The sequence below is a fragment of the Streptomyces synnematoformans genome, from assembly GCF_039531005.1.
Lineage (GTDB): Bacteria > Actinomycetota > Actinomycetes > Streptomycetales > Streptomycetaceae > Streptomyces > Streptomyces synnematoformans.
On the sequence record NZ_BAAAPF010000230.1, the window covers coordinates 1 to 11,788 of the forward strand.

Consider the following 11,788-nt stretch of genomic DNA (forward strand, 5'->3'; position numbering starts at 1 on the left):
GGCGTCGCGCGGCTGCTGCTGCGCGCCTGCGGCGAGCACCCGGTCGAGATGGAGCGCGCCGTCGCCGCCGCGGCGGCCGAGCGCGCCCAGGCCGTGGACTACGGTCTGCGGATCGTCGCGCAGGAGCAGGTGGGGCTCGCGTATGCCGGCTGGGACCGGCTGCTGACCCGTGTGGCGCTGCCCGCCTGGCGCATGGGCCGCTGGCCCGCCCGGCTCAACGCCGGCGTCGTCGCCGCCCTCACCGAGCTGTCCCGGCGCGACCGCCTGGCCGAGGGTTTCGCCTCCCGGCTCGGCGAGCGCCCCGCCTGCGACCTGCTGGAGGAGCCCGGCATGGTCGACGAGGCGGCCTCGCTGCTCGCCGCGGAGCTGTTCAGCGGCCCGGGCGGCGCGGCGGTCGGCGCCGTGGTCGGCGGGGAGCCGGCGGCCGGGTTCGCGGGGGTGAGCTGGGAGCAGTACCCGGACGAGGTCGTGGACCGCAAGTGGCGGCTGGAGGCCGCCCGGCTGCACGCCGTGCTCGACCGCCTCGAAGACTCCCCCGAGCCCGCCGGCCGCCCCGACCGCGGCACCCTCGCCCGCGTCGTGGACCGGCTCACCGCGGGCCCCGACGAGGTCGACCGGATCGGCGCCGCCCTCGCCCGCGCGCAACAGCAGCAGCACGAGCAGCACCGGCAGCAGTACCCGCACCTGCACCCGCCGCCGTCTCCGCACCCGGCCGCCGGGGACGCCGGGGCGGCGGGGGCCGGGGCGCCGCTGCACCCGCCGCGTACGGGCCGCGAGCTGCTCGTGGACCACGTCCTGGCGATGGTCTGCTGCGCCGCCGTCGACACCGCCGGCGCCGCCCCCGGGCTCGACTGGCTGGACGGCCCCGTGCTGCGCACCCGGCGCGGCGGCAGCCCCGCGGCGGCGGTCCGCACCCTGGTCGAGACCCGCGACGACACCCCGCTGCGCTCCTGGCTGACGGCCGCGGGGGTACGCCCGGAGAAGCCGGTGCTGCTGGTCTGACGCCCCCGGACGCCCGGATGCCCGGCCCCCCCCCGGCCCTCCAGACGCCCTCCGGGACGCCCCGCCGGGGCCCCCGGACCTTCCCGGATGTCCCGGAACCGGAACCGATCGCCTCGTCCGGGCGTCTTGTCGAACGAACGTCGGTGTTCCGTGAAGGACCGATTGCGTTGTGTGATGTCCTGGAACGCACCGACCCGCGCGGGCGCGAGGGAGGGAGGCCCGTGGTCCACGACAGCATCCGCCGCTGGGAGTCCGGTGCGCTCGCGCACGCCGTCTCCGACCCGTTCGCGGCGGGCCCGCTGCCGTGGCTGCACGCCGGGGAGGAGTCCTTCGAGGACGGCCGCCTCGTCCCCTGGTACGTGGACGCCGCCACCACCGGCGACGGCGGGGTCCACCTCGCCAACGACGTACTCCAGCAGATCAAGGGCTTCGCCGCGCCCTCGTGCGTCGCGCCGGGCGATTCCGTCGACCTCCGCGTGTCCGTCGACCCGCCGCAGGAGTTCGGCGTCGACGTCTACCGCATCGGCCACTACGCCGGCGACGGCGCCGCGAAGGTGACCGGCAGCCCGCGGCTCGCCGGCATCGTGCAGCCGGTGCCGCTCGCCGCCGGGCGCACCGTCTCCTGCCACCACTGGTGGCTGTCGTGGCGGCTGCACATCCCGTCGTACTTCTCCCCGGGCGCGTACGTCGCGGTGCTCACCACCGCCGACGGCCACCGCTCCCACGCGCCGTTCACCGTCCGCTCCACCGACCCCGCCGACCTGCTCCTGCTGCTCCCGGACGTCACCTGGCAGGCGTACAACCTCTATCCCGAGGACGGCCGCACCGGCGCCAGCCTCTACCACGCCTGGGACGACGACGGCCGCCTCCTCGGCGAGCCGGAGGCCGCCACCACCGTCTCCTTCGACCGCCCCTACGCGGGCGCCGGCCTGCCGCTGCACGCCGGCCACGCCTACGACTTCATCCGCTGGGCCGAGCGCTACGGCTACGACCTGGCGTACGCGGACGCCCGCGACCTGCACGCCGGCCGGGTCGACCCCACGCGCTACCGCGGCATCGTCTTCCCCGGCCACGACGAGTACTGGTCGGTGCCGATGCGCCGGTCCGCCGAGCGGGCCCGGGACGCGGGCACGTCGCTGGTGTTCCTCTCCGCCAACACCATGTACTGGCAGATCGGCCTCGCCCCCTCCGCGGCCGGCGAGCCCGACCGGCTGCTGCACTGCGCCAAGCGCCAAGGCCCCGGCCGCCCGGCGCTCTGGCGCGAACAGGGCGCGCCGGAGCAGGAGCTGCTGGGCGTGCAGTACGTGGGCCGGGTGCCGGAGCCGCGGCCGCTGGTCGTACGGAACGCCGACCACTGGCTGTGGGAGGCCACGGGCGCCCGCGAGGGCGACGAGCTGCCGGGCCTGGTCGCGGGCGAGGCGGACCGCTACTTCCCGCGCGCGCCGCTCCCGAAGCACACGGAGCGCCGGCTGCTGGCCCACTCGCCGTACGAGGACGGCCGCGGGATGCGGCGGTACCAGGAGACGTCGCTGTACGAGACGCCGGCGGGCGGGCTGGTGTTCGCGGCGGGCACGTTCGCGTGGTCCCCGGCGCTGGACCGGCCGGACCACGTGAACCCGGTGATCCAGCGGGCGACGGCGAACCTGCTGGACCAGATCTGCAAGCGCGACTGAGCGTGCCCGTGCTAGCTGTGCTGTCTGCGCTGGTTGGCGTGGAACCGCGCCTTCTTCTCCCGGTTCCCGCACGTGTTCATCTCGCACCATCTGCGGGTGCGGCTCCGGCTGGTGTCGAAGAAGGCGGCCCGGCAGGTCGGTGAGGCGCACAGGGCCAGCCTTCCGTCCCGTTCGCCCGAGATGACGCCGATCGCGTCGGCGGCGATCACGCCGAGGGCGTCCTCCACCCCGGAGCCCGGACCGAGCCGCCACCGCCGCCTCCCCTCGGGCGTCAGGACCGCGGCGGCCCGGCCCGCGGCGCTGCGGTCGTTGATGACCTGGACGGCGGCCTCGGGCGGCGCCTCCCGGACCGCGGCCGCGGTCGCGGCGAGGTGGATCGACTCCCTCAGCTCCCGGGCGAGGGCGAACTGCGCGGGGGTGCAGGAGTCCACGGCGAGGCCGCTGACCGTCAGCCAGTCGACGAGCCGTTGCGGGGTGGGGATGCGCTCCACGGGGGTGCCGCGGCGCTCCGTCAGGGTCGCCGTGAAGCTGGTCGCCAGCACGCTGCCGAGGCGGAATTCAGGGAAGTCGGCACGCATGGAACCAGCATAGCTGGTTGCGGGCCGTGCGGTGCCGTGCCATGCTGGAACCGTCATAGACGGTTCCCTACTGGTCAGGAGAGCCCATGCCCCGCCCCGCCAGCGACGTGCAGGCATTCGAAGCCCACGCATCCGACGCCGACCTCGACGACCTGCGCGCGCGGCTGGCCGCGGCCCGGCTGCCGGAGGCCGAGACGGTCCACGGCGCCGCGCCCGGCCCCGGCCGCTGGGCACAGGGTGTGCCGCTCGCCGACCTCGTCGACGTCGTGGACCACTGGCGCACCGGGTACGACTGGCGGTCGTTCGAAGCGCTCCTCAACCGCATCGGCCAGTTCCGTACGGTCATCGACGGCCTGGGAATCCACTTCCTGCACCGCCGCTCGGCGCGCGCGGACGCCACCCCGCTGCTCATGACGCACGGCTGGCCGGACAGCATCGCCAGGTTCGCCGACCTCGTGGACGAACTGGCCGATCCGGACGACGCGGACGCGCCCGCGTTCCACGTCGTGGTCCCGTCGCTGCCGGGCTTCGGCTACAGCGACAGGCCGGCCGCCACCGGATGGGGCACCGAGAAGATCGCCGCCGCCTGGGTGGAGCTGATGGACAGGCTCGGCTACGGCACGTTCCTGGCCCACGGCGGCGACTGGGGAGGGAACATCACCACGGTCCTCGGCGGCAGGTTCCCGGCCCACGTCCTCGGCATCCACTCTACGTTCGCGGCGGCGCCGCCCGGGCTGACCACGGACGGGCTGACGGCGGTCGAGCGCCGGTGGGCCGAGGAGGCCCGCGGCTTCTGGCGCCGGCACGGGGCGTACGCGAAGCAGATGGCGACCCGCCCGCAGACCGTCGGCTACGCGCTTGTCGACTCGCCGGTCGGGCTTCTGGCCTGGCTCCTCGACAAGTTCGCCGAGTGGTCGGACACCGAGGACAGCCCGTTCGAGACGATCTCCAAAGACCGCGTTCTCGACAACGTCACGCTGTACTGGCTGACCCGGACCGGGGCGTCGGCGTCCCGTATCTACTACGAAAGCCACGACTCGCTCGATCCCGAACTCCGGGTCGACGTCCCGTCGGCCCTCACCATGTACCCCGCCGACAGCGAGAAGACCCCGCGCCCGTGGGCGCAGGAGCGCTACCGGCAGATCGTCCGCTGGTCGACCCCCGCACGCGGGGGGCACTTCCCGTCGCTGGAGGTTCCCGGGTATTTCGTCGAGGACCTGCGGGAAGGGCTCGCGGCGGTGCTGGCGGCGCGGGGGTGAGCCGCTGGAACGCGCTGTCCGCCCGGCCGGTGGCCGGTGGCCGGCGGACGCATGACGCCGGGCAGCCGCCGCCGCAGCCGGGCCGGGGTCACGCCTGTGGTTCCTGCCCCTGCCAGGCATCGGGCCCACGGTGTTCCACGGTGACGCGGACGAGGCGGCTGTCCGTACGCCGCCGGACCACGGACGCGACGCCCGCGGCCAGCCGTCCGTCGGCACACCCCACCGCCACGGTGACGGGCGCGTCGCCCGCCGCGGCCCCGCACCCGCTGCGGAAGGCCGCCAGCACGGGGATGACGCCTTCGACCAGCTCGGGCAGCCCGTCTGTCTCCGCGACGAGGCTTTCCGGTTCGGTGAGGCCGTAGGGCGCGGGGGAGTCGCCGAAGTGGGCGCGCAGGTCGAGGACGATGTGCGCGTCGGGGACGGGCCGCCCGTGCGCGTAGCCGAAGCTCACGAGCCGCACGGCGACGGGCCGGTCGACCGTGATCACCACGGGTCCCCCTCGCGGTGGGAGCGGGACGCGGGCACGGCCAACTGCGCCCACACGCTGGTCCCGGCGAGCCGCCGAGCCGTACCCCACCGGTCCGCGAGCGCGTCGACCACGGCCAACCCGCGGCCGGACACGGCCCCGTCGTCACCGGGGCCGTCGCCACCGGGGCCATCCCGCCGGTCGGCCCAGCCCGCCGCGGACGGCCCCTGGTCGACCACCCGGACCGTCAGCCGCCGCAGCTCCCGGCCGGTGAGCTGCACGGACACGGCGATCTGGGAACTGTCGGTGTGCAGCAGCGCGTTGGTCGTCAGCTCGCCGAGGACCACCAGGCTGTCGTACGTCTGCTCGGCCGGGACCTGCCAGGCGACCAGCCAGGCCCGGATGATCTCCCGAGCACACCGGGGCGTTGCCGTGGAGGCGCCGGGCAGCACGACGGAGGCCCGTCGACGGCTGCATGGGGCGCCCGCGCGTACCGCGCGAAGGTCGTGACCGGCGCGGGCGGCACCGGCAATGACCGCGCCCCGCTGGCGGATCATGAGCGCATCCGTTCCCGGCAGGCGCGCCGCCGACCGCTGTTGCGTACATGCACGGCGAATCGCAGGCGTTCCCTGCACCGGCCTTCCTCACCCATGAATTCGCTCTTTCTGTCGAATCATTGCTTTCCGTGCAAAAAGCGTGACCGGGTGCCACTACGTTGCACCAGGGGTGTTCGGCTGACGGCTCGTCATTCAAGTAGGAGGCGCCATGGAGACGTACAAGACCCCGCGGCAGAAGTACGGCGAGGAGCTGCGGCTCCGGCGGCTGGCGAAGGGCATGACGCAGGATGCGCTGGCTGAGGTGGTGGTGTGTTCTCCCACGCTGATCAGCCACTTCGAGGCGGGGCGGCGGCTGCCGAGGATGGAGGACGCCCAGCGGATCGACAAGGCGCTGAGCACGGATGGGTTCTTCGCGCGCTGGTTGGTGAACCTGGAGGGGCGGTACGCCGACCACTTCTCGGAGGCGGCGGAGCTGGAGCAACTGGCTGTCGTCATCAAGGAGTTCGCTGCCCTAGCCGTACCCGGCCTGCTCCAGACGCCCGACTACGCACGTGCCCTTTTCCGGGCCGCGCAGCCCAATCACACGATGGACGAACTTGACAGGCGAGTGGTCAACCGGATCGAACGGGCCCGACTCCTCGACGATCCGCGGTCTCCGACCGTGTGGACAGTCCTTGACGAGGCCGTCATCCGACGGGTGGTCGGTGGCCGCGAGGTCATGGCTGACCAGTTGGAGCACATCCTCGGGCTGGCGGAAACCGGCCGCATCCGACTGCATGCGATCCCCTACACCTCGGGAGCGCACGCGCTGATGGAGGGAATGCTGAGCCTTATGTCGTTCGACGCCATGGCGCCGGTGGCATACGTTGAGGGAGTGCACGTGGGGCAGTTGCTGGATGATCCGGCGCGGGTTGCGGCGTGCGTCACGTCCTACACTCTCGCGCTGGGGGACGCACTGCCTCCCCTTGAGTCCATCGCTCTCCTACGGGCGGCAGCAGAGGAGTTCCGGAATGCGTGACAACGTCATCGCCGTGGCGTCGACACTGACGTCGTGGCGTAAGTCCAGCTACAGCGGGGGGAACAACGGCAGCTGCGTCGAGGTGGCTGACGGCCACCGCACCGTCCCCGTACGCGACTCCAAGGACCCCCACGGCCCCGCCCTCGTCTTCACCGGCGACGCCTGGCGGTCCTTCGTGGCAGCGGTCAAGGCGGACGAGTTCCCTACCGCCTGACCCGACGCCCCACCCCCAACACGGCCCCGGAACCTGCGGCATCGCGCCGCCGGCCGGGGCCGACCCGTGCCCGCCGCCGGTCGCGGTGCTGGCGTGCGGGATGGGCACACGCCTCGGCGGAGCGGGTGGTGCTGTCACGGCTACGTACCGAAGCCCTCAGTCGTGCTTGCTGATCTACGGCGGAGCGGCATTCTTGGCGTACGGGGATGGGTGACGGTGGAGAGCGCTGCGGGCGTGCGTAGGCATGTGGGGCGGGGCCGGTGGTTGCTGGCCCGGTTGCTGTGGGCGCCGGTGTGCGGCCTTGCGGCGGGTGGGGTTGCGTGGGCGGTCGTACGGGTCGGGCTGGAGACGGCGGACCAGCTCTCCGGTGTGATCGGCGGGGCTGTCGGCCTGCTCGGTCTCGCCGTCTCGCTGCTTACCCTGCGCTCTCCCGCTCCCGCCCTGCCACCCGCCGCGGGCGACGGTGAGGCGGGTGGGCGTTGGGTGCGGGAGGCCGCCGCCCACGCCTCCTACCGCGCTCCCGCCGTCCCGGCCCCTGTCCGCGGCCGCGACGGCCAACTCGCCGACATCCAGCAGCTGATGGCCGGTCGGGACGGCGGCGGACTCGTCGTGGTGTGCGGGACGGGCGGGCTGGGCAAGACGACCCTTGCCGCCCAGGCCGCCCGGCAGGCCGAGGAGCGGGGGCGGGCGGTGTTCTGGGTGCGGTGGCAGGACGACGCCTCGGGCCGGGTGCTGCGTGACGCCGCACCCGGCGCTCGGGTCGGCTCATCGTGATTCACGCGCGGGTATGCCAGGAGGCGCGCTCGACCACCTCGTGCGGCAGGTCGAGCACGCCTCGGTAGCAGACCGACCGGACTCCTACGTCCCGGTGTTGACGGCTGATCGCCAACTGAACGACCGGGGTTCCGTCGGTGTCACCAACCTCGACCAGCCCATCGCTCGCACCCACGAACCGCAAGGCGGGAAGGGGTCAGCGAGGCAGTCGGATGGTCAGAACAGCAGGTAGAGGTTGTAGGTCCAGTAGCCAGGATGGATTTCGCTCGTGCACCTGTACCCGTCGGCCCCAAAAGCCCTGGCGTAGGCCGCACCCGACTCCATGCACGTGTCGAAGTCGTAGTAGTAGCCCCAGTACTCCCAGCCACTGGCAGCCGACGCGGCCTGAGTCTGCGCGGCCGGGGCTGCCTGCGCGGCCGGCGCGACCGCGAGCCCTCCGATGGCCATGACGGCGACGGTGGCGAAAGACCCTAGAGCCTTCGCATATCGTGACATGACATCAATCCCTTCACTATTTACCGTAGTTGACGAGATTTGATCGATATCAAGCTTTGCAGGCGTCGCGGTGGCGGTCAAGCGCGTCCTCCGCTTACAGCCAATTGCCCGAGCACTGGGAACGGCTCCTTCGACGACGTCATGGCGGAGCACGGGGCGCAGGAACCCGCCTGCCTGCGCGACCGCGACTGCGACGTGCGCCAAGGCCCAGGCGATGGGGGGCCGCGGCCCGGTGCCGGGCCGCGGCCCGGGCGCCGACGTGACCAGGTGACGGGGGCCGGTCGCCGGGTTCGGGCTCACCCTGATCGCGGGGTCCCCGGCCGGGGGCGGGAGCGTCGGCCCCGGACGGCGGACCGCCGGGCCGGACCGCCCCCGTCGCCGGAAGGGCCCCGGCGGGCCTCGAAGCCGACTGGGTGTGCGGCGATGCGCAAAAGTCGGCCCGTCAGGGCGGTTTGCCCGATTTTGCGGCCGGTATTACCGCGAGTTCGTCACGGAGGCGTTCACGCGGGACCCCTGGACGGGCGCCCGCCGACGCGCAAGGGCCGGGCCGCGTGGGTCTGGCTCGGAGAGTGGGTCACCGGTACGCGACACGACGGGCACGCTCAGGAATGCCGGCCCCAGTGCCCGCGGTGGATGACTTCATCCGCGCTGCGTCGGCGCTCTTCGATGCGCGGGCCCTGCAGGGGCACGTCGTCAGCGCGGTATCCCACGGTGATCCCGCCGATGGGGGCGTACTCGTCGGGAATCCCGAACTCCGCACGGAAGGGCTTCAGATGCTCGGGCATGATGCCGAAGAAGCACGCGCCGAGGCCCTCGTCGACGGCGGTCAGCAGCATGAGCAGGGCGGCCATCCCCGTGTCGATGTGCCAGTACGGAGCGGGCCAACGGGCTTCCGCGCGGTCCTCCCAGCCCTTGTCGGGCTCGGCGTAGCGTTCGAGGTACGCCGCCTTGTGGGCCATGGGCACCACGACCAGGGGCGCGTCCTGCATGGTCGGCGTCTTCTCGACGCGGGTGGGCACGAACGGCCAGAAGCGGGCGCGGTCGGCGGGGTCGGTCAGGGCGAGGAATGCCCAACCCTGGGAGAAGCCGGCCGATGGTGATCTCAGGGCGGAGGCCAGGATCCGCTCCACCACCTCCGGGGCCAGCGGCCTGTCCGCGTAGTGCCGGATCATGCGCCGACGGCGAACCACCTCGGAGAACTCCATACGGGCAGATCCTGCCACGAGCACCCGCGGAAGCCCATCCGCGCGACCCGGTTCGAGACACGCCGAGCTTAGGGGCCGCGTGGGCGGTTTACGGGGCTAGCAGGGCCTGGGCTATCTTCCGGGCCCGTCGCGCCGGTGCCGGGCTGCGCTCCCGCAGGGAGCTGACGAGCGCACCGTCGAACAGCAGCAGCAACTGCTCGGGCAGATCCGCGTCGTACGGTGCATCGAGGAGCTGGCGCAGCTCCCGGAGCATGGCCTCCTTGTGCTCGACGGCGACCTTGCGCGCGGGGTCGTCCGGGTCCGCGATCTCGACCATGGTGTTGATCGACGCGCAGCCGCGGAAGCCGGACGCCGCCATCCGGTCGGCGAGCCCGTCGAACATCGCCAGCGGGTCGCCGCCGGCGTCCGCGACGACCCGGCGCAGCCAGCCCCGGAGTTCCTCGTCGTAGCTGCGCAGCATGGTCGCGACCAGCTCGTCCTTGCTCGCGAAGTGGCGGTAGAACGACGCTCTGCCGACGCCGGACTCGCGCAGCAGCCGCTCCACGCCGACGGCGTGGATCCCCTCCGCGAAGAAGAGGTCGCCGGCCGCCTCGATCAGGCGCTCGCGGGCTCGTGTGGGCATGCGGCGATGGTAACCCGGGATTGACGCGATACGGAACTGGTCGGTACCGTCCACAAAACGGAACCGATCGGTACAGAATCGAGGAGCAGCCTTGTCCCGCCCGCCCCGCACCACCCCGCCGGCCACGCCCTCCGATGCCGCCCCCGAGCCCGGCGCCTCCCCGCACTGGCGCTCGCACGCCGCGGTCCTCGCCTTCGGCACGTTCGCCGTCGGCACCGACGCCTTCGTCATCGCCGGCGTGCTGCCGGACATCGCGGACTCGCTCGGGGTGAGCGTCGCCGCGGCCGGGCAGCTGGTGACGGTCTTCTCGCTGGCGTACGCCGTGAGCGCGCCGGTGCTCGGCGTGCTCACCGCCGGCTGGTCCCGGCGTACGGCCCTCGTCGTCGCGCTGGCCGTGCTGACCGCGGGCAACGTGCTGACCGCCGTCGCGCCGAGCTACCCCCTCGTCCTCGCCGCCCGCGCCGTCGCCGCCATGGGCGCCGCGCTCTACACGGCGAGCGCCACCGCGACGGCCGCCACGCTCGCCGGCCGGCGCCACCACGGCAGGGCGATCGCCGTGGTGATGCTCGGGCTGACGTCCTCGCTCGTGCTGGGTACGCCGATCGGCACGGTCATCGGCGGCGCCTTCGGCTGGCGCTCGACGCTGTGGTTCCTCGTGCTCGCCGGAGTGGCCGCGGCCGCCGTCGTCGCCGTCCGGCTGCCGGCGCTGCCCGGCGGCGGCGGCGCGGGGCTGCGGGTCCGGCTGGCGCCGCTGACCGACCGGCGGGTGCTCGCCGCGCTGGGCAGAACGCTCCTCGCGTTCACCGGGGTCTACGTCCCGTACACGTACCTCAGCGCCGTCTACGAGCCCGCCACCGGCGGCGACAGCGGGCTGCTCGCGGTCTTCCTGCTGGTGTTCGGGGTCGCGGGCACCGCGGGCAACCTGGTCGCCGGCACGCTGGCCGACCGGCTCGGCGCGACCCGGGTGATCGTGGCCGCGACCTCGCTGCTGGCCGCGGCGCTGCTGGCGGTCCCGCTGCTGCGGGGCAGCGTGGCGGCCGCCTTCCCCGCGATCGTCGTGGTCGGGTTCCTGTCCTTCTCCCTCACCACGCCGCAGCAACAGGAGATCATCGCGCTGGCGCCGGCCGCGCGGTCCGTCGTCACCTCCCTCTACCAGTCGGCGCTGTATCTGGCGATCTCGCTCTCCGGGGTCCTCGGCGGTGTCGCGCTGGCGGGTCTGGGCGCGGGTCCGCTGGCACCGCTGGCCGCGGTTCTGGTGCTGCTCACCGCCCTGGCGGCGCACCGCTCCGGCGGCTCCGGCCGGTGACCCGGCCGGTGGCGTGTCCCGGTCTCACCGGGCCGGCGGCTGCGCCGCCCCGTAGAGGTGCTTGGTCATGCCGAGGCGTTCGTACGCGGCGACGGCCGGCGCGTTGCCGGTGAGCACCATGAGCGCGGCGCGCCCGTGGCGGTGGACGAGGGCGTCCAGGACGAAGCCGCACACGGCCCGCGCCAGGCCGCGTCCGCGGGCGGCGGGGTGGGTGACCACGCCGCCCATGAACCCGCACCCGGCCGCGGGCCACCCGTCCCCCGCCACCGCCAGCGGCTGCGCCGCGGGGGCGCCGGGCACGTCGCCGGTGATCCCGGCCCAGCGGCGCATGCCCGCACGGCCGGGCTGCATGTACGAGTCGGGGAAGAAGCGGTCGAACAGCGGTGCCGCCTCCTTCTCCTCCCGGGCGTCCAGCCACCGCACGCTCGCGGTGGCGGCCCCGGAGAGGGACGTGGTCTCCATCCAGAAGAAGCGGTGGACGGGTTCCAGCCCGGGCAGCCGCCGCACCAGCGCGTCGATCAGCGGCGCCTCTCCCAGGAGCCGGTAGGACGGGCCGACCTCGGCCAGGACCCGCCGCACCAGCACGGCGGCCCCGGCCGCGGCGGCATCGGCGGCGTCG

13 protein-coding genes and 1 pseudogene are annotated in these 11,788 nt (G+C 73.7%); 7 read left to right on the plus strand and 7 right to left on the minus strand.

Translation table 11 applies throughout. The features are described 5' to 3' along the window. Both ABD317_RS26565 and ABD317_RS26570 read left to right on the plus strand, forming a co-directional pair. Positions 1-1,002: pseudogene (locus ABD317_RS26565) on the plus strand (hypothetical protein); the annotation flags it as partial. Positions 1,003-1,223: 221 nt separating this feature from the next. After that, complete coding sequence (locus tag ABD317_RS26570) at positions 1,224-2,675, plus strand: N,N-dimethylformamidase beta subunit family domain-containing protein (RefSeq protein ID WP_344292701.1); 1,452 nt, start codon at positions 1,224-1,226, stop codon at positions 2,673-2,675. 11 nt (positions 2,676-2,686) lie between these two features. Here the strand turns inward: ABD317_RS26570 and ABD317_RS26575 are convergent, their stop codons facing one another. Then, positions 2,687-3,253, minus strand: coding sequence for a CGNR zinc finger domain-containing protein (locus ABD317_RS26575; protein ID WP_344292703.1), 567 nt, complete (start codon positions 3,251-3,253; stop codon positions 2,687-2,689). Between the two features lie 86 nt (positions 3,254-3,339). Here ABD317_RS26575 and ABD317_RS26580 point away from each other — a divergent pair, with 86 nt between their 5' ends. After that, positions 3,340-4,512, plus strand: coding sequence for an epoxide hydrolase family protein (locus tag ABD317_RS26580; RefSeq protein ID WP_344292705.1), 1,173 nt, complete (start codon positions 3,340-3,342; stop codon positions 4,510-4,512). Between the two features lie 88 nt (positions 4,513-4,600). Here the strand turns inward: ABD317_RS26580 and ABD317_RS26585 are convergent, their stop codons facing one another. Then, positions 4,601-5,002 carry an ATPase gene (locus ABD317_RS26585; protein ID WP_344292707.1) on the minus strand — a complete coding sequence of 134 codons (402 nt, stop codon included), beginning with the start codon at positions 5,000-5,002 and terminating at the stop codon, positions 4,601-4,603. Further along, positions 4,996-5,535, minus strand: coding sequence for an ATP-binding protein (locus ABD317_RS26590; protein WP_344292709.1), 540 nt, complete (start codon positions 5,533-5,535; stop codon positions 4,996-4,998). Before ABD317_RS26590 ends, ABD317_RS26585 begins: the two co-directional genes overlap by 7 nt. A gap of 208 nt (positions 5,536-5,743) precedes the next feature. Between ABD317_RS26590 and ABD317_RS26595 the strand changes: the two genes are divergently transcribed. The 3 genes from ABD317_RS26595 to ABD317_RS26605 all read left to right on the plus strand — a co-directional run bounded on the left by ABD317_RS26595 (position 5,744) and on the right by ABD317_RS26605 (position 7,541). Next, a complete protein-coding gene (locus ABD317_RS26595; RefSeq protein WP_344292711.1) occupies positions 5,744-6,553 on the plus strand; it encodes a helix-turn-helix domain-containing protein in 810 nt (269 codons plus the stop codon). Then, positions 6,546-6,767: a DUF397 domain-containing protein gene (locus ABD317_RS26600; RefSeq protein WP_344292714.1), complete on the plus strand. Its 222-nt coding sequence runs from the start codon at positions 6,546-6,548 to the stop codon at positions 6,765-6,767. The genes ABD317_RS26595 and ABD317_RS26600 overlap by 8 nt, the downstream gene beginning before the upstream one ends. A gap of 234 nt (positions 6,768-7,001) precedes the next feature. Then, the gene (locus ABD317_RS26605; protein ID WP_344292716.1) at positions 7,002-7,541 is read left to right on the plus strand and encodes an AAA family ATPase; all 540 of its coding nucleotides are present in this window, start codon (positions 7,002-7,004) and stop codon (positions 7,539-7,541) included. A gap of 216 nt (positions 7,542-7,757) precedes the next feature. Here ABD317_RS26605 and ABD317_RS26610 read toward each other — a convergent pair whose 3' ends face one another. The 3 genes from ABD317_RS26610 to ABD317_RS26620 all read right to left on the minus strand — a co-directional run bounded on the left by ABD317_RS26610 (position 7,758) and on the right by ABD317_RS26620 (position 9,863). After that, positions 7,758-8,117 carry a hypothetical protein gene (locus ABD317_RS26610; RefSeq protein ID WP_344292718.1) on the minus strand — a complete coding sequence of 120 codons (360 nt, stop codon included), beginning with the start codon at positions 8,115-8,117 and terminating at the stop codon, positions 7,758-7,760. Positions 8,118-8,638: 521 nt separating this feature from the next. Further along, on the minus strand, positions 8,639-9,241 hold the full coding sequence (locus ABD317_RS26615; RefSeq protein WP_344292720.1) for a nitroreductase family protein: 603 nt from the start codon (positions 9,239-9,241) through the stop codon (positions 8,639-8,641). A gap of 88 nt (positions 9,242-9,329) precedes the next feature. Beyond that, positions 9,330-9,863: a TetR/AcrR family transcriptional regulator gene (locus ABD317_RS26620; RefSeq protein ID WP_344292722.1), complete on the minus strand. Its 534-nt coding sequence runs from the start codon at positions 9,861-9,863 to the stop codon at positions 9,330-9,332. Positions 9,864-9,954: 91 nt separating this feature from the next. Between ABD317_RS26620 and ABD317_RS26625 the strand changes: the two genes are divergently transcribed. Continuing rightward, positions 9,955-11,169 carry an MFS transporter gene (locus ABD317_RS26625; RefSeq protein WP_344292724.1) on the plus strand — a complete coding sequence of 405 codons (1,215 nt, stop codon included), beginning with the start codon at positions 9,955-9,957 and terminating at the stop codon, positions 11,167-11,169. 24 nt (positions 11,170-11,193) lie between these two features. On the opposite strand, the gene ABD317_RS26630 is transcribed toward ABD317_RS26625, so the two are convergent. After that, positions 11,194-11,788, minus strand: a 595-nt coding sequence (locus ABD317_RS26630) for a GNAT family N-acetyltransferase (protein ID WP_344292726.1), incomplete at its 5' end; no start/stop codon positions are given.